Source organism: Vibrio parahaemolyticus (genome assembly GCF_900460535.1).
Taxonomy (GTDB): Bacteria; Pseudomonadota; Gammaproteobacteria; order Enterobacterales; family Vibrionaceae; genus Vibrio; species Vibrio parahaemolyticus.
Map to the genome: position 1 here is coordinate 1,307,694 of NZ_UHIL01000001.1, position 17,355 is coordinate 1,325,048.

Consider the following 17,355-nt stretch of genomic DNA (forward strand, 5'->3'; position numbering starts at 1 on the left):
AAAGATATACGTCTAGACCTCTAGAAATTCTAGTTACAGGTTGGTTTTTGAAAATTAACGAGGTTACAATACGCGGATTAAAGGAAGTTGCGTAGAGCAAGAGCAATGAGCCACATATTAGATAAAATCGACACTGTTTACCCATTCCCACCAAAACCAATTCCGTTAAGCGAAGAAGAAAAATCGTCTTATATCGCGAGCATCAAAGAGCTGCTAAAACAAAAAGATGCAGTACTGATCGCGCATTACTACACCGATCCTGAAATTCAAGCACTAGCGGAAGAAACAGGTGGTTTTGTTGGTGATTCACTAGAAATGGCTAAGTTTGGTAACCGCCACCCAGCAAGCACACTGATTATTGCAGGCGTACGTTTTATGGGGGAGTCGGCTAAAATTCTGACACCAGAAAAACGAATTCTAATGCCAACGCTGGAAGCGGAATGTTCACTTGATCTAGGTTGTCCGGCGGACAAATTCAGTGAATTCTGTGATGCACACCCAGATCATACGGTTGTTGTCTACGCAAACACTTCTGCGGCAGTGAAAGCTCGTGCTGACTGGGTGGTCACATCAAGTATCGCGCTTGAAATCGTGGAACATTTAGACGCTGAAGATAAGCCAATTATTTGGGGACCAGACCGTCATTTGGGCTCATACATTGCCAATAAAACGGGCGCAGATATGTTGCTTTGGCAAGGTGAGTGTGTAGTCCATGATGAATTTTCTGCTGATGCACTTCGTAAGATGAAGAGTGTTTACCCAGATGCTGCGATTCTTGTTCATCCAGAGTCACCAGCAAGTGTGGTGGAATTGGCTGATGCTGTCGGCTCTACAAGTCAGCTTATCAAGGCTGCGAAAGAACTCCCTCACCAACAAATGATCGTGGCAACGGATAAAGGCATCTTCTTTAAGATGCAACAATTGGTGCCAGAAAAAGAATTGATCGAAGCGCCTACGGCTGGTGCTGGCGCGGCTTGTCGCAGCTGCGCACACTGTCCTTGGATGGCAATGAACGGCTTGAAAGCGATTGAAAAAGCGCTTAGTGAAGGTGGAGAAGAGCACGAAATCTTCGTAGATGAAGCGCTACGAGTGAAGTCTCTTATTCCACTGAACCGCATGCTAGACTTTGCTGAGCAGCTAAATATGCAAGTGAAAGGTAACGCGTAATCACTTCTATTTATTAAGATAAATCCCAAAAAACCAGCCGAATATGGCTGGTTTTTTTGTTTTTGATTATCAATGGTTTAATATTGATTGATTTTGTAAATGCAGGGATCGGATATTTATGGCTGTGTGGCTAGTAGTTAAAAAGTGGCTTAGTTCGCACCTATTTAAATTGAGCAACCGAAACCTTCTTGTTATTAGCATTTTGTACATCAGTTTATCGTGGGGGTTTTTGGCTCTTGCGGGTGAAAAAGCGCTAACGGACAACTTCTCCAACTTCATTTATTACCTCATGGTCACCGCTAGTACGGTGGGCTATGGAGATCACTCTCCGGTCACAGACTTAGGGAAGTGGGTTGTTGTGTTGTTTGTTATTCCCGGTGGCTTGAGTTTGTTTGCTGCGTTACTGGGGCGTGTAGCTGGTTCTGCAATCGATTATTGGCGAGCGGGTATTTTGGGTAAACGGAGGGTGAGAGTGGAAAATCATATCGTATTGCTTGGGTGGAACGGGTCGAGAACAATGCACCTGATTCGTATGTTGCAACATGAAGAAGAAGGCAAGCGCCCTATCGTGTTGTGTAGTCGCTCTGATATTGAAAACCCATTGCCGGGTGAGATTCATTTTATCAAAGTGACCAGTTATACCGACGCACAGGAAATGAAGAACGCCAACATTACTGGTGCGAGTTGTATCATTGTTGATAATCTTTCGGATGACATTACGCTCTCCGCTGCGCTTTATTGTGCCTCTGTGAATCCTGACGCACACTTGCTGGCTTATTTTAAAGACGACGCCTTAGGTCGATTGCTCAGTCAGCATTGCCCTAAAGCAGAGTGCATTCCTGCCGTTGGAGCAGAAATGTTGGCGAAAGCGGCAGTAGACCCTGGCTCTAGTGCCTTGCACCAAGAATTACTGGCATCCACCCGTGGGATGACACAGTACTCAGTCATTTATCCTGAGAATCAACCTATCACCACCATTGAGAGCATCTTTGGCTTTATCAAAAAGCGTCACCACGCGACATTGATTGCGTTTGATATCGGCAACGGTATCCAACTCAACCCAGATTTAGATGCGGAAGTGCCACCGGGTACCAAGCTGTTTTACATTGCAGATGAACGTATTGATGATTTTGCATGGAAAGAAATGAACAAGGAACAATAATGCACATGATTGCCGGCCTGTTAGCAGGTTTTCCAAACTTTTTACTCTACTTCTCAGTATCCATTATTTTTGTTTTGGCGTTTAAGTTCATCTACGTCAAGCTTACGCCTTATGATGAATGGCATCTGATCAAGGAAAAGCAAAATACCGCAGCCGCAGTGGCGTTGAGTGGCGCTTTTCTGGGTTATTGTATTGCGATTTCGGGTGCGGCAAAAAACTCAGTCAACATTGTCGACTTTATGGTTTGGGGCGTTGTTGCCATGCTTGCGCAAATCATCGCATTTGCCATCGTGCGTTTCATTTTGCTGCCAAGAGTTACTGAGCGCATCGAAAAAGATGAGCTGCCTGCAGGCATTGTACTTGCAGCGGTTTCTATATCGGTCGGCATGTTGAATGCTGCTTGTATGACGTACTAGGAGGAACGATGAAGCGCAGTTCCAACGTTAAACGTTCTTCCATGGATAAAAGCTTAAAGCTTGGAAAAATCATACCGTTCGCGGCATTTGGCGGAATTTTCTTCCTTGCGACCCAAGAATCAAAGACTGAAGGTTACATTTTTTCTGACGCTGATGAATGTAAATCCAACTCACCAGAGTTTAGTGAGCAGTGTGATATTGCTTACCAAGAGGCATTGGCTCGCGCTGAACGAAATGCTCCTCGTTATAACAACGAATTCGAATGTGAAAACGACTTTTACGAAGACGATTGTTACTACAGCTCAAGTTCTCGTGCTTATGTCCCTCATTTTGGCGGCTTTTTCTATAGTCGTTCAGTTAATGATTTGAAAGGTTACAACAAGAGTTATTATTCGGAACCGATGTACCGCTATAAGTCCAAGTTTTATAACGGTGCAGGCCAGTTTTTTGGCTCCTATCGTAACCAGTCGACCAAAGTCGCGACCAGTAGTTTAAACAAACGTGGGGGCGGAACTATTGGTAGAGCCATGTCTCGAGGTGGATTCGGGAAAGCGGTTTCGGTCAGTCGTGGCGGTTGATTATGTTTCGACGAGAGATACAAGAGCGAGAAAACTGGCGTGAATTAGCACGCCAGTTTGGTTTTGGTTTTCATTCTATGTATGGGCAACCGTATTGGGATGAGAGTGCTTACTACCAATTTACGCTGGAGCAAATCGAGCACGACCTAGAATCTCCCACTGAAGAACTGCATCAGATGTGCTTGTCTATTGTGGATGAGGTGGTTCGCTGTGAGCAACTACTGACGAAATGTGCGATTCCTGAGTTGATGTGGGAACAGGTAGCGTCTTCGTGGCAACGAAAAGAGCCTTCACTCTATTCTCGTTTGGATTTTGCGTATAACGGAACATCACCAGCAAAGCTACTCGAAAACAATGCCGATACACCGACAAGTTTGTTTGAAACGGGTTTTTGGCAATGGGTGTGGCTGGAAGATGTAGTTAACAAAGGTCGAATTCATCAAGCTGCGGATCAATTCAATATTCTTCAAGACTTTCTAATTGAGCGTTTTGCGGAGATAGCCAAATATCAACCGGGACAAACTCTCCACTTTAGCTGTTGCAAGTACACAGAAGAAGATAAAGCGACTGTCCAGTATTTAGAAGATTGCGCGCGCGAGGCGGGGCTAGCGACAGCTTTTGTGCACGTCGAAGATATTGGTGTAACGGAAGACGGAAAATTTGTGGATGTGGACGAACGAGCCATTCGTTGGATGTTCAAACTTTATCCTTGGGAATTCATGTTTGAAGAGGAATACGCGAAATACTTAGCGACTGCAAATGTCAACTGGCTAGAACCCATGTGGAAATCGATTTTATCCAATAAAGCACTTTTGCCATTGTTGTGGGAACGCTTTCCAAATCATCCCAATCTTTTGCCTGCCTATTTTGCTAATGACCCAAAAGCGAGTTGTTTGAACGATTATGTCATCAAACCGTTATTCTCACGGGAGGGGGCGAATATTGAGATCGTCAAAGATGGAAAGCGCTTGGTGAAAACGCCGGGGCCTTATGAATCGAAGTTCAATATCGTTCAGAAATATCATCCGTTGCCTAAGTTTGGGCAGAACCATACGTTAATCGGTAGTTGGCTCGTCAATGATAGAGCGGCGGGTATTTCGATTCGTGAAGACAGTAGCCTAGTGACACAAGATATGGCGCGCTACATTCCACATGTGATTTTGACGTAATGAAAAAGCTCTCCATTCAGAGAGCTTTTTCATATCAGATGTTCAATTTCAATGATCAACGATTACGTTATTTTATTGCACTTCAGCCAACGCAACACCGCGTTGAGTAAGACCACATAGCATCACAGGTATAGCATTGAAGATCTCTTCAAATTGCTCTAAGCCTTCCATGCCTTGCTCTGCAAGCGTTGCAATGGTGGTTTCTGGATCGTACAACATGGTAAGAGAGAGCAGCACTCCACCCAATAGGGCACTGTCTTCGCTGTCTTCTGGCATTAACGTTTCCCAATCATCACGTGTCAGTTGCCAACCTTGAAGTACACCTTCACAGAAATCACGAGTACTTGCTGAGACAATGTCTTGCTCATCGAGAGTACAACCTTCAGGCCATTGCCAAGAACCTTCTAGCAAAGCTGGTCGAGTTTGGTTCCACATTTGTACAATTTCATCAATGTACAGTTCTAGTTGTTCACCATCTGAGAAAGGTGCAGTCTCTTCGCCGCCCCATAAGAATGGCAGCCACTCTTGAGGGTTCAACACGTTTGGCGCTGATGCCATCGCGGTTACAAAGCCTTGAGTTTTCGCTAGGTTTAGTAGTTTTCCATCAAGTTCTGGAAGAGAAAGCATGTCTTGTAGTTTCAAAATAGAATACCATTTGTTAATGGGCTGATTGGTTGCGCTCATCTTACCAATCAATCAGTGATAAATCGATATTAGGGAATGATTCGTCTACAGATATGGAAATTCGTTCGTCACTTAGAAAAAAAAGCATTCTCGCTCTCACACTGTACCTGTGTTTTTTTATCGCTACGATAGGGTCGGTGGTGTACTTGGTGGTTGAGCCACCTGTCCGTGACAAACTAGAAAGAAATCTCGATTTACGTACCCAACTGCTTGCATCCCAGATAAAAGAGCCGCTCATCAAATCCACAGGCGTGCTGAATAGCTTAGTTGGGCTTGCGCAAAGCTCAAACCAAAGCGATTCCCTTAAATCGACCATCCCTCAGATTTTAAGATTAAGCGATGAGATCATCGTCAGTGGTGGATTGTGGCCCAAACCAGAACTCAAAGAAGAACGATGGCGGTTTACCAGTTTGTTCTTTAACAAGAACAGTGAGGGGAACATCGATCAGATTCATTCATACAACAATCCAGAATCTGGCGGTTATGACAATGAGCCGTGGTATCGCGCAGCCGCTGAACGACCGTCAGGCTCGGTGAGTTGGTCTGCGGTGTATATTGATACTTTCACTCAAGTTCAAATGATTACCGCCTCTGCGCCGTATTATAGAAATGGAGAGTTTGCAGGCGTTGCGACGGTCGACCTTTCTTTGGAGGCCTTGTTCCAGTTCATTCGTGAGCACACCAACCAATACTCTTTGGGTGTGGTCATTCGAGATGCTAACTCGAATGTCATCATCGAACACAACTTTCAAATCACCAAACAAATGTACATTAGTAAACTCGATTTTGGTGAATTTCATTGGAAGCTAGAAGTTGTCAATGCTAAGGCGAAAGTGGCAGATCAAGTGTTCGAGCAAGTCATGAGTGTTGAAGGCGGCATCATCCCATTCTTATTGCTATGCGTTCTCGTTGGGTACTATTTACTTAACCGGTACATTGTCGAACCTATCGTACGAATCGCTACAAAAATTGATGATTCCAAAACTGGCGGGATCATTGATATCGATTACGGAAGTGAGGACGAAATCGGCCATCTCATTACCAAATTCAACGAGAAGACCATTTACCTCGAACAAGAGAGAGTAAAAGCCCAAGCGTCGACAAATGCCAAAACTGCTTTTCTTGCCACTTTGTCGCATGAAATCCGTACGCCGATGAATGGGGTACTCGGCACCGCCCAAATCCTGCTCAAAACGCCGTTAACGGACGAACAAAGAAAACACCTTAGTACACTATACGATTCTGGTGATCACATGATGACGCTCCTGAACGAGATTCTTGATTACTCCAAGATAGAGCAGGGACATGTAGAGTTTTCGAACTCGCCATTTCCCATAGAATCGATCATCGGCAGTATAAAAAGCGTTTATCATACCTTGTGTGCAGAGAAAGGATTGCAGTTTAAGGTGACGTCGTTAGTCCCTGCGGGACGCTGGTATGACAACGACAAAGCGCGCCTTCGTCAAGTGTTGTTTAATTTACTCAATAACGCCGTGAAGTTTACTGACAGAGGCATTGTTGAAGTGACGCTGAGTGAGCAAACTCACTATGACAAAACTGTGTTGGTTATCGCGATAAAAGACACGGGAATAGGGATATCTAAAGAGGCGCAAAAACGTATATTTCGCCCATTTGAGCAAGCAGAATCATCAACCACAAGGCGCTTCGGCGGGACTGGCCTTGGCCTTGCAATTGTTAAAGAGATCGCCGAGCACATGGGCGGTCATGTGACTGTGCAAAGCCAAGAAAATATCGGCACCACATTCACGGTTGAAGTTGAGATCTCTCCTTGCGAACCGGGGAAAGTGGAATCAGGACATAGGCACAAGCTCAATTGCAATGGTTTGAAGGCCTTGATAGTAGAGGACAATCGAACCAACGCCATCATTATGGAAACCTTCTTAAGAGCAAAGGGCTTTGAATGCTCAAGTGTTGAAAATGGACAGCTAGCGGTAAATAAAATAGCTGTAGAGCCGTTCGATTTAATATTAATGGACAACCATATGCCTGTCCTTGACGGAGTTGGGGCAATCTCAGCAATTCGCTCCATGAGCAGCGCTGCGAAGTCGGTACTGATATTTGGTTGTACTGCGGATGTGTTCAAAGAGACCCAAGAGCGCATGTTAGGCGTAGGCGCTGACCATATCATTGCTAAACCAATAGTGGAGTCCGAACTGGATGATGCTTTGTACCGACATGCCGATTTGCTGTATCAATATCAAACCAAGCAAAATCAACAAGCATTAGAAGTGTTGGGAACCGATTCTTTGCTGATTAGCTTTTATGTCGCTCTAGATAATGGCAATCTCGGAGACGCGCTTGATGCGCTGCTTGCTATAATGGATAGCCTTCAACCTAATACAGATGAGGTATTGTCGGAGGTAATCACTAGGATTAAACGCGATCTACTGCGTCAATCTCTACCCGATCAGGAAGATATAGACACATTAACTATGTTACTTGCTACGCCGTAATTTACAGATAAAAAAGCAGTCCATTTGTTTTCTTCGCCGCTCTTTTGGCTCTTCCTGAACTTCAGCGTATTTTTACCATATCGGTAGTGCTTTGTGCCGTCATTTATACTCTGAGTTTTTACATCTAGGTAGCATAAGCGTTTGCAATTGGTGTAATAAAACCAAATTTTGTTCCAATTCTATACCATCTACTCATTTTCAACCCTCTTAAAAGTAAGTCATTTCCATATTTTTGTGCCTTTTTTACCCGTAAAATCCTGTTTTTTCGCTAAAACGGTGAAAAAAACTACTTTTGTTTCTAAAGTTGGTTATTAATTTACAACTTCATTTTAAATATGGAGCCATAATCTACAAATGTTGTGATTTAATAGTGTCATTAACTGGTAATTAAGTTGTGTGGCAGTTAATCATATTTAGTTCTTTATTAATTGCAGTGTTTGATTTTAGGGGTTGTAAATGAAGTCTCGTGGACCATTTTGTATTCGTCATGCCGCAGCGGATACTTTTGCTATGGTTGTTTTTTGCTTTATTACAGGGATGATTATCGAGATTTTGATTTCAGGAATGACGTTTGAGCAGTCTCTGGCATCACGCACGTTGTCTATACCAGTAAATATCGCGATTGCTTGGCCTTATGGCATGTTCCGTGATTGGGTTTTGCGCCAAGGTAACAAACTTTCACCTTCTTCTTTCATGAAAAATGTGTCTGATCTTGTATCGTATGTGCTTTTCCAATCACCTGTGTACGCCGGCATTCTTTTAGCCGTTGGTGCATCGTATGATCAAATTGTTACGGCAGTTGCGAGCAACGCTGTGGTTTCTTGTGGAATGGGCGTGTTATATGGCTACTTTTTGGATATGTGCCGTCGTTGGTTTCGAGTTCCGGGTTATCATCAAGGCGTTTGATTGACACTGTTTTGTTCAATTTAGTTACTTAGTGAGCAAACGAGTGTAAAAGAAGGCTTTTTTTACGGTTTAGCCTTGACCATGAGGCTCATAATCATTAAATTAGCGCCTCGTTAGCCAAGAATGCTAACCACAATTTGATTCGGTGAGTTGTCCGAGTGGCTGAAGGAGCACGCCTGGAAAGTGTGTATACGGCAACGTATCGAGAGTTCGAATCTCTCACTCACCGCCACATTCGAAGCCCTAGCAGAAATGCTGGGGCTTTTTCGTTTTATCAATTCGTATTTTTCTCCTTCCTTTCCTTATTCTTCTCGAAAAGCCTATTTATATCCATCTATCTCAATTTATTTGTTGCTATAAGCTTTAAACATAAATAGATCATCTGCCTAACGTCATTTACTGTTTGAGGCGATTCTAAGGACAACATGAATAAAATCAGGCTACGTTGAAATCAACTTAAGTACTATTTTGTTACATTTTTCACGTCGTGAATCATTTATTTTTCATCATTCTTGTGATTTGCCTCGATTAAAGAAAATTTCCTATAAATCAAATAATTGTTGAAAACAGAACCGTTATCAAAAAGACAAAAAATATTAGATAAAGTTGATCTAGTTACTCAGTTGAATAGTCCATTTGTTTGATATGATAGTGAACGAATTGTACATATATATTAAGGGAATCTATTCATGTTCCAAAACTTTACAATCAAACAAAAGATAGTGATTCCTCTATCTTTGATAATTGGATTGTTCACCGTGAGCTCAGTATTAAATGTTATGACAACGAGCAAGCAATCTGAATTAAGCGACACCTTAAATGAACAGATCGTACCCAACCTGTTCACGATTGAAGATGCGTACCGCGATCTTTACCAAGCGACTTCTGCTGTTCAAGGCATTGCCTTAGCAGAAACACAAGCAGATATTGATCATCACATTCACGAGTACAAAGACAATGCTTACAAAGCGTTGCCGCGTATGGAAAAAGTGATTGAGCTATCGCGTGCGGGAGTGATGCCTGCATCACACGGTGCTGATGTGCAAAAACTGGTGAGTTTAGGTCAAAAGTGGCTACAAAGTTACGAAGTGATGTTGAGCAAGCCTCAATCTCAATGGCTAAGCTACTACAACGAGCACAAGAACACGTTTGAGGAGCAATTTGTTGATGTTCGCGCCCAGCTCAATGTCGTGAAAAGTGCTATCGAAGATAAGCAAGGTGAGTTGAAGTCAGACATTTCTGCGGCGACTGCACGAGCAGAATCGATTTTAGAAATGGGTATCATCGTTGTGATCTTAGCGGCGCTTGGCATGGTGTTCCTGCTGCTACGCACAGTGCTTAAACCATTAAACGACATCAAAGACGCTATGGCGCAAATCGCTTCGGGTGATGGTGATCTTAGCCAACGAATCCAAATTAATACGCAAGATGAAATTGGCCAGCTGGCCAAGGCATTTAACGAGTTTGTTTCTAAAATCCAAGCGACCGTGTCACAGGTGATTGATAGCTCAAACACGCTTCGTCAAGAGATGGCAAACTTAAGCTCGCTCACCGCGACGATTGCAGATTCGACAGTATCTCAACAGCGCGATAGCGAAGCAGTTGCTGCAGCAGTGCATGAAATGCAAGTGACTAGCCGCAATGTGAGCGAGAGTGCAAATGAAGCAGCAGTTGCAAGCCAAACTGCGAATGATGAGCTTTCTAATACCAATGTGATTTTGGAGCAAACGGTCGGCTCGATTCGTGACTTGGCTGGAGAGATCGAAAGCGCAAGCCATGTGATCAATACGCTAGATAATGATGTGAGCGATATTGCCTCTGTACTAGATGTAATTCGCGGCATTGCAGAACAGACTAATTTACTTGCACTGAATGCGGCGATTGAAGCGGCGCGAGCGGGTGAGCAAGGTCGTGGTTTTGCTGTGGTTGCTGACGAGGTACGCTCTCTTGCAAGTCGTACGCAGCAAAGTACGGGTGAAATCCAAGCTATGATTGAAAAGCTTCAGTCTGGTGCAGGGCAAGCTGTAGAAGTGATGCGTGGCAGCCAAAATAGCAGTGAAGAGACCATTCAATCCGCTGGGCGAGCAAGCGAATCTCTGGCTGAAATTCTCAATGCAATTTCACGCATGAATGAGATGAACACGCACATTGCAACTGCAGCGAGTCAACAAAGCACAGTGAGCGATGAAGTGAATACCAACGTTCAGGGTATTGCAGACAGCAGTACATCGATTGTTGATATTGTCACGCAGGCTCAGCAATCACTTGCGATGCTGTCACAACAAACTCAGAGATTGGATCAGCAAGTCAGCCAGTTCCGAGTTTAAGTTCTGATATTTGAAATTGATGCGAAACAGCCCGCTGATGTGCGGGCTCTTTTTTAGCTGATGTTTAACGTAGCTTTTCGCCAATTGGATTTAATCAATTAAATCTGGACTTGACCTCAAAACTCTGTACAAACACTCGCCTTTTTTATCATCAATTTACACACTTTTTGACCCGTCCACTTGTACACAGAAAAGTGTGATTTCCAACACAATATCTTCAAATCTGAGAGTTCTGTTGCACCTTTACAACAAACGTATTCGACAAGCGTATAGAAACGTAAATTTTGTTGTATGTACAACACTGGGTAATTATCATTCTAACTAATTTGTTTGGGATAGATGCATATCCACTAATCATAATCGAGCCATTCAGAACGCATTGAATTGGATATTTGTAGGGCTTGCAAAATAAGAGAGATGTTTCATGAGACGTAGAACCACGCTATCGCTGCTGATTGCATCGAGCCTGTTTATGGCGGGATGTCAACCAAGCCAAGAAGGAACTGAGCAAGGTGGTGGCGCCGCTCCCGCAACCGAAGTGAATGTTTTGACGGTTGAACCTGTTCGACAAGCTTTGACGGTTGAGTTGCCGGGCCGCAGCCGTGCATTTAAAGAGGCGGAAGTCCGCCCACAGGTAACGGGTATTATTTCAGAACGTAACTTTGTTGAAGGTGGCGTTGTGGAAAAAGGTCAGTCGTTGTACCAAATTGATGACTCTTCATTTCAAGCGGATTTGCTTAGTGCAGAAGCGGAGCTGATTCGTGCGCAAGCTTCTGAAGAATCGACGTTTGCAACCGTTAAACGTTACCGCGCATTGATTACCAAGAAATCGATCAGTCAACAAGATCTGGATGAAGCAGAAGCGGCTTACAAAGAAGCGAAAGCGCAAGTGCTCGTAGCCAAAGCGAAGATCAATACTGCAAAGATCAATTTGACTTATACCCGTGTGAAAGCGCCAATCAGTGGCGTGATCAGCAAGTCAAATGTGACTGCGGGAGCGTTGGTTACGGCAAACCAAGCCGACAAGCTAACGACGATTCAACAACTTGATCCGATCAACGTGGATATCGTTCAGTCTTCTGCTCAATTGCTGCGACTAAAAGCGGCGCTTTCTCAAGGTCACATGCAAGAAGATCAATCTGCGCAAGTCGCATTGACGCTTGAAGATGGCTCGACCTACGAGCACAAAGGCACAATGAAGTTCACGGAAGTTAACGTGGATGAAAGTACGGGAAGCGTGACTTTGCGAGCGGAATTCCCAAATCCTGATGGTTTACTTCTTCCGGGTATGTTCGTGCGTGCGACCGTGATTACTGGTGTTGACCCTAGCGCGATTTTGATCCCGCAAAACACCGTGACTCGCGATGCAACAGGCAAAGCTTCGGTGATGACAGTGAGTGCTGATAATATCGTTGCGATTACGCCAGTCATCACGGCGGAAGTTATAGACAACCAATGGCGAATCATTGATGGATTAAAAGCCGGTGATCAAGTCATTACAGCGGGTTTGCAAAAGGTGCGTCCGGGTAGCCCAGTCACCATCCAAACGGGAGAGCAGGGATAATCATGGCTCGATTTTTTATTGATCGTCCGGTTTTTGCCTGGGTACTGGCGATTCTGACCATGCTTGCAGGGATCATGTCCTTGTTCAACTTGCCAGTGTCGCAATATCCAACTATTTCGCCGACCACGATCACCATCAGCGCGCGCTATCCTGGTGCTTCTGCTAAAACGGTAGAGGACTCTGTCACGCAGGTTATCGAGCAAAACATGACAGGCCTGGATTACCTACGTTACTTGTCTTCGAGCAGTGACGCTTTCGGTAATGCGACTATTACACTGACTTTTGATAGCGAAGCCGATCCTGATATCGCGCAGGTTCAAGTGCAGAACAAACTGCAATTGGCGTTGACTTCGCTTCCTATGGAAGTGCAAAGCCAAGGTATTGTGGTGAACAAATCTAACACCTCATTTTTGATGGTGGTGGCGGTTTATTCTGACGATCCAGATTTTACACAAAACGACATTGCCGACTTTGTTGTAACCAACATTCAAGACCCAATCAGCCGTGTGACGGGTGTGGGTCAAGTGCAGGCTTTTGGTTCTCAATATGCGATGCGTGTGTGGCTTGACCCGTTTAAGCTGACTCAGTTCAACCTGACGGCAATTGACGTTGCAAATGCGATCAGTGAGCAGAATGCGCAAGTGTCATCTGGTCAATTGGGTGCAGCACCTGCGCAGAAAGGTCAACTGCTTAACGCGACGATTTCTTCTGCGAGTCGTTTAAGCAGTGTGGCTGAGTTCCAAAACATCATCTTGAAATCAGATGCGAGCGGTGCAAACGTTTATCTAAGAGACGTTGCTCGTATTGAGCGTGGAGCAGAAAGTTACGATATTCAAGGTCAGTACAACGGTTTGCCGGCGTCTGGTTTAGGTATTTCACTTGGTACAGGTGCGAACGCGCTGGAAACGGCGGCTGCAGTCAAAGAGCGTTTAGCAGAGTTAAGTGAAAACTTCCCAGATGGTCTGAAAGTCGCTTATCCATTTGAGACAACACCGTTTGTAGAAGCATCGATTCAAGAAGTAGTGAAAACGCTACTGGAAGCGATTGTGTTGGTGTTCTTGATTATGTACCTGTTCTTACAGAACTTCCGTGCAACGATCATCCCGACGATTGCGGTTCCGGTTGTACTCTTGGGTACGTTTGCCATTCTTTACGCGACAGGTTTCAGCGTGAATACCCTGACGATGTTTGCGATGGTTCTGGCGATTGGTTTGCTGGTGGATGACGCCATCGTTGTGGTAGAAAACGTTGAGCGTGTGATGCACGAAGACGGGCTCGATCCAAAAGAGGCTACTAAGAAATCGATGGGGCAGATCACTGGCGCGTTGATTGGTGTTGGTTTGACCTTATCGGCAGTATTCGTCCCTATGGCATTTATGTCAGGTTCGACCGGGGTGATTTACCGTCAGTTCTCGATCACCATCGTTGCTGCGATGACGTTGTCAGTGATGGTTGCGATCATCCTGACACCAGCGCTGTGTGCTACGTTACTGAAAAAAGGTGACGCTGAATTTACGGATAAAAAAGGCTTCTTCGGTTGGTTTAACCGTAAATTTGATTCGATGACCGCAGGTTATGAGGCTGGTGTAGCCAAGTTGCTAAAACGCACTGGGCGCATGTTGTTGGTGTTTGTGGCAATGAGCGCTGGTGCGGGTTGGTTATTTATGAATCTGCCGACGTCTTTCCTACCAGATGAAGACCAAGGTACGGTGTTCTCGATGGCAATCTTGCCGCCGAACTCGACTCAAGAGCAGACAGAAAAAACACTCGATAAAGTGCGTAGCTATTTCTTGGAAGAAGAAAAAGACAACGTGAGATCCGTGTTTACCGTGGCTGGTTTTAGCTTTGCTGGTCAAGGTCAAAACATGGGTATGGCGTTTATTGGCTTGAAAGATTGGTCTGAGCGCGAAGCGCCGGGTTCGGATGCTGCATCTTTGACAGGCCGTGCTATGGGTTACTTCTCAACCATCAAAGAAGCCATGGTATTTGCGTTTGCACCTCCTGCCATCCAAGAGTTGGGTAACGCAACGGGTTTTGATTTCTATCTACAAGACTCCCTGAGCCTTGGTCACGAAGCATTAGTTGCCGCACAAGGGCAGTTACTGGGAATGGCAGCGCAGAATCCAAAACTAGTTGGTGTTCGTCCGAATGGCCAATCTGATGCGCCAATGTACCAAGTGCATGTAGATCACGTTAAATTGCGCGCGCTGGATGTCAGCATCAACGACGTGAACCAAATCCTATCCGCCGCTTGGGGTGGAGCGTATATCAACGACTACATTGACCGTGGTCGCGTTAAAAAAGTGATGGTGCAAAGTGACGCAGAGTTCCGTATGCAGCCAGAAGATTTTAACTCATGGTATGTACGTAATGCGCAAGGTGAAATGGTGCCGTTTTCGGCGTTTGCAAGTGGTGAATGGACGTATGGTTCACCACAGCTTCAACGTTTTAATGGCCTAGCCGCGATGAACATTCAAGGTGGTGCAGCTCCAGGTGTCAGTACGGGTGAAGCAATGGCTGAGATTGAAGCGATGGTTGAGCAGTTACCAGAGGGCTTTACGGTGAACTGGAACGGCATCTCTTATGAAGAGCGTTTGTCCGGCAACCAAGCTCCAATGTTGTACGCGTTGTCCATTTTGGTCGTGTTCCTAGTACTTGCTGCGTTGTATGAAAGCTGGTCTGTACCGCTTGCGGTCGTGTTGGTTGTACCTTTGGGCGTATTAGGCGCTGTGCTCGCAGTACTGGGTCGTGGAATGGACAACGACGTGTTCTTCCAAGTGAGTTTGTTAACCACAGTGGGTTTGGCAACGAAAAACGCGATTTTGATCGTTGAGTTCGCGAAAGAATATTACGAGAAAGGTGCAGGTCTGATTGAAGCTACACTGCACGCGGTGCGTGTGCGTCTTCGTCCAATCATCATGACGTCCTTGGCGTTTGGCTTGGGTGTGGTTCCGTTGGCAATCAGTGCTGGTGTGGGCTCTGCTGGTCAAAACGCGGTAGGTACTGGTGTGCTTGGCGGCATGATCAGTGCAACCTTGCTTGGTATCTTCTTTGTTCCGGTGTTCTTTGTTGTGGTAGAGCGTTTGTTTGATCGCCGTGCCCAAAAAGAAGCGCAGAAAGAGCGATCTCAAGAACTCGCTCCAGCAACGGAAAAGTCGGAGTAAGACTTCGTAAGCTTAACTGAGTTATACTAATAACAATAAACATAATAAAAGGGCGCGTAAGCGCTCTTTGTTTATGCTTTCAACTCGATGGTTTAATACGCCACCGATTTTGAATCAAGCCTAGGAAGAGCGATCACGTTTCGAATTCCTCATAAAAAGGTCAGAAAGCATAACATGAAGCCATAAGTTAAATAGGCGGCTATGAAAGAGCAAAAAATTTCACCAATCTCCGTTTTGGATCAAAGCCCAATGTTTGTCTCTGGGGTAATGCAACGGATGTATCGCAACCGAGCACAGGCAGAGTTATGTCGTCAAAATCAGATGACCTTAGAGATGGCCAGTGCGTTGGCAGCGTTAGAAGAGTTTCAGCCCATGAGTCAACAAGCGTTAGCCGATGCCGTTCTGACCGAACGAAGCGTTGCAAAGCGCATGGTCGATAACTTGGAAAAACGTGGTTTTGTGTGCGTTTCGAAGAGTGAGGCGAACCAACGACTGAAAATGCTCAGTTTGACGAAAGAAGGTGAAGTAACGATTAAGAAAGTTCATCAAATAATGAAGAACTTGCAGCGCGAATTCTTCTCTTGTTTATCAGAAGATGAGTCGGCAGAGTTTTTTCGTTTGGTAAGGAAAATGACATTAGCCAATCATTCGTAAGCGTCTTCTCTGCGTTAAATCTAAGCCTTTTTGTAAAGCCTCAGCTATGTTCTGAGGCTTTTTTATATCATTTTTCAGATTAAACCGTACGATTTTAGAACCACAATACCGAATGTGCAGGTGACGGTTGAAAGCACTGTTGTCAAAGCAATAATGTTGGCTGCCAGTACCGCATTTCCTCCCATTGAACGGGCCATGACGTAACTCGCTGCCGCAACGGGCGAGGCATTCATGAAGAATAAAATCCCCAACTCAATACCTCGAAAACCAACAAAATACGCGCCTAACGTGATAAACACTGGGGCAACAATCAACTTGTAACTGCTTGCAAACCAAGACGGGCCTTTTTCCTTTCTCATCAAACTAAAATCCAACGAGCCACCTGTACATAACAATGCGAGCGGCAACGTCATTTTCGACAGATAGTTACCCGCATCAATGACTACGTTTGGAACCGGAATCGACAACAAGTAGAAAAGCATACCTAAAACGATGGAGATGATAAGCGGGTTCTTCGTCAGTGTTCTTCCCATCATTTTTGCTGCTTGAGAGGCAGACGTAGCGCCTTTGGGTGACAGGCAGATCACCGCTTGAACGTTGTAGATAAACGTGGTGATGGCGACATAAAGAGCAGCTAATGCGACACCCAGTGAACCATAAGCATTCGCAACGTATGCAATGCCGATAATGCCAGTGTTGGCGCGAAACCCACCTTGAATCAACACGCCCTGATCGGGAGAAGACTTAAACAGAATAGAAACGGATATGTAGGTGAAAATAAAAAACAGAATACTCGCGACTACGCCGTAGTTGATGAAACCACTGGCGGCAGAAAAATCATGCTCAGAAGCCACAATACTGACAAACAACATGGCTGGCAGCGTGACCTTAAAAACCAGCTTAGAGCCTATTTCAATAAAGTTATCGTTGATGAGACCAAACCGTCTAAAGATAACGCCAAGCACCAACATTAAGCAGATGGGGCCGGTGATCGACAAAGAGAATTGCAACTGATGTAAAACAGAATCCATGTAAGTATCCGCAGCAAAAAAGAAAAAAGTCATTATTGTTTCGCTATTAAGCCACAAAC

The 17,355-nt window shown here is 44.8% G+C and carries 13 protein-coding genes and 1 tRNA gene; 12 read left to right on the forward strand and 2 right to left on the reverse strand.

Annotated features, from left to right (window positions below; all coding sequences use genetic code 11):
• Positions 1-105: 105 nt before the first annotated feature.
• The 5 genes from nadA to DYB02_RS06675 all read left to right on the forward strand — a co-directional run bounded on the left by nadA (position 106) and on the right by DYB02_RS06675 (position 4,492).
• On the forward strand, positions 106-1,167 hold the full coding sequence (gene nadA, locus DYB02_RS06655; protein ID WP_029806975.1) for a quinolinate synthase NadA: 1,062 nt from the start codon (positions 106-108) through the stop codon (positions 1,165-1,167).
• A gap of 118 nt (positions 1,168-1,285) precedes the next feature.
• Positions 1,286-2,329: a potassium channel family protein gene (locus tag DYB02_RS06660; protein WP_029806622.1), complete on the forward strand. Its 1,044-nt coding sequence runs from the start codon at positions 1,286-1,288 to the stop codon at positions 2,327-2,329.
• Positions 2,329-2,745: a DUF350 domain-containing protein gene (locus DYB02_RS06665; protein ID WP_005459831.1), complete on the forward strand. Its 417-nt coding sequence runs from the start codon at positions 2,329-2,331 to the stop codon at positions 2,743-2,745. Before DYB02_RS06660 ends, DYB02_RS06665 begins: the two co-directional genes overlap by 1 nt.
• A gap of 8 nt (positions 2,746-2,753) precedes the next feature.
• Positions 2,754-3,323, forward strand: coding sequence for a DUF1190 domain-containing protein (locus tag DYB02_RS06670; RefSeq protein ID WP_017448282.1), 570 nt, complete (start codon positions 2,754-2,756; stop codon positions 3,321-3,323).
• Between the two features lie 2 nt (positions 3,324-3,325).
• Positions 3,326-4,492 (forward strand): glutathionylspermidine synthase family protein, encoded by a 1,167-nt coding sequence (locus DYB02_RS06675; protein ID WP_017448283.1) that lies wholly within the window; start codon positions 3,326-3,328, stop codon positions 4,490-4,492.
• Positions 4,493-4,564: 72 nt separating this feature from the next.
• Here the strand turns inward: DYB02_RS06675 and DYB02_RS06680 are convergent, their stop codons facing one another.
• Positions 4,565-5,176: a YecA/YgfB family protein gene (locus DYB02_RS06680; protein ID WP_029846453.1), complete on the reverse strand. Its 612-nt coding sequence runs from the start codon at positions 5,174-5,176 to the stop codon at positions 4,565-4,567.
• 53 nt (positions 5,177-5,229) lie between these two features.
• Here DYB02_RS06680 and DYB02_RS06685 point away from each other — a divergent pair, with 53 nt between their 5' ends.
• The 7 genes from DYB02_RS06685 to DYB02_RS06725 all read left to right on the forward strand — a co-directional run bounded on the left by DYB02_RS06685 (position 5,230) and on the right by DYB02_RS06725 (position 16,265).
• Positions 5,230-7,650, forward strand: a complete 2,421-nt coding sequence (locus DYB02_RS06685; protein ID WP_025626745.1) for a hybrid sensor histidine kinase/response regulator — start codon at positions 5,230-5,232, stop codon at positions 7,648-7,650.
• 456 nt (positions 7,651-8,106) lie between these two features.
• Positions 8,107-8,556: an L-alanine exporter AlaE gene (locus DYB02_RS06690; RefSeq protein ID WP_005459815.1), complete on the forward strand. Its 450-nt coding sequence runs from the start codon at positions 8,107-8,109 to the stop codon at positions 8,554-8,556.
• A 144-nt stretch (positions 8,557-8,700) separates the two neighbouring features.
• Positions 8,701-8,788: transfer RNA gene (locus DYB02_RS06695), tRNA-Ser, on the forward strand.
• 457 nt (positions 8,789-9,245) lie between these two features.
• Positions 9,246-10,883 (forward strand): methyl-accepting chemotaxis protein, encoded by a 1,638-nt coding sequence (locus tag DYB02_RS06700; RefSeq protein WP_021453313.1) that lies wholly within the window; start codon positions 9,246-9,248, stop codon positions 10,881-10,883.
• Between the two features lie 424 nt (positions 10,884-11,307).
• On the forward strand, positions 11,308-12,447 hold the full coding sequence (gene vmeA, locus DYB02_RS06715; protein ID WP_029805455.1) for a multidrug efflux RND transporter periplasmic adaptor subunit VmeA: 1,140 nt from the start codon (positions 11,308-11,310) through the stop codon (positions 12,445-12,447).
• A gap of 2 nt (positions 12,448-12,449) precedes the next feature.
• Positions 12,450-15,611, forward strand: a complete 3,162-nt coding sequence (vmeB, locus tag DYB02_RS06720; protein WP_005477950.1) for a multidrug efflux RND transporter permease subunit VmeB — start codon at positions 12,450-12,452, stop codon at positions 15,609-15,611.
• 201 nt (positions 15,612-15,812) lie between these two features.
• Entirely contained in the window at positions 15,813-16,265 is a 453-nt protein-coding gene (locus tag DYB02_RS06725) for a MarR family winged helix-turn-helix transcriptional regulator (protein WP_020903997.1), read from the forward strand.
• A gap of 74 nt (positions 16,266-16,339) precedes the next feature.
• On the opposite strand, the gene DYB02_RS06730 is transcribed toward DYB02_RS06725, so the two are convergent.
• Complete coding sequence (locus DYB02_RS06730; protein WP_031822881.1) at positions 16,340-17,296, reverse strand: AEC family transporter; 957 nt, start codon at positions 17,294-17,296, stop codon at positions 16,340-16,342.
• Positions 17,297-17,355: the final 59 nt, after the last annotated feature.

Bases quoted from the DNA above. Each gene is read 5' to 3' on its own strand.
- nadA (WP_029806975.1), top strand. From the start codon at position 106: ATGAGCCACATATTAGATAAAATCGACACTGTTTACCCATTCCCACCA.
- DYB02_RS06660 (WP_029806622.1), top strand. From the start codon at position 1,286: ATGGCTGTGTGGCTAGTAGTTAAAAAGTGGCTTAGTTCGCACCTATTT.
- DYB02_RS06665 (WP_005459831.1), top strand. From the start codon at position 2,329: ATGCACATGATTGCCGGCCTGTTAGCAGGTTTTCCAAACTTTTTACTC.
- DYB02_RS06670 (WP_017448282.1), top strand. From the start codon at position 2,754: ATGAAGCGCAGTTCCAACGTTAAACGTTCTTCCATGGATAAAAGCTTA.
- DYB02_RS06675 (WP_017448283.1), top strand. From the start codon at position 3,326: ATGTTTCGACGAGAGATACAAGAGCGAGAAAACTGGCGTGAATTAGCA.
- DYB02_RS06680 (WP_029846453.1), bottom strand. From the start codon at position 5,176: ATGAGCGCAACCAATCAGCCCATTAACAAATGGTATTCTATTTTGAAA.
- DYB02_RS06685 (WP_025626745.1), top strand. From the start codon at position 5,230: ATGGAAATTCGTTCGTCACTTAGAAAAAAAAGCATTCTCGCTCTCACA.
- DYB02_RS06690 (WP_005459815.1), top strand. From the start codon at position 8,107: ATGAAGTCTCGTGGACCATTTTGTATTCGTCATGCCGCAGCGGATACT.
- DYB02_RS06700 (WP_021453313.1), top strand. From the start codon at position 9,246: ATGTTCCAAAACTTTACAATCAAACAAAAGATAGTGATTCCTCTATCT.
- vmeA (WP_029805455.1), top strand. From the start codon at position 11,308: ATGAGACGTAGAACCACGCTATCGCTGCTGATTGCATCGAGCCTGTTT.
- vmeB (WP_005477950.1), top strand. From the start codon at position 12,450: ATGGCTCGATTTTTTATTGATCGTCCGGTTTTTGCCTGGGTACTGGCG.
- DYB02_RS06725 (WP_020903997.1), top strand. From the start codon at position 15,813: ATGAAAGAGCAAAAAATTTCACCAATCTCCGTTTTGGATCAAAGCCCA.
- DYB02_RS06730 (WP_031822881.1), bottom strand. From the start codon at position 17,296: ATGGATTCTGTTTTACATCAGTTGCAATTCTCTTTGTCGATCACCGGC.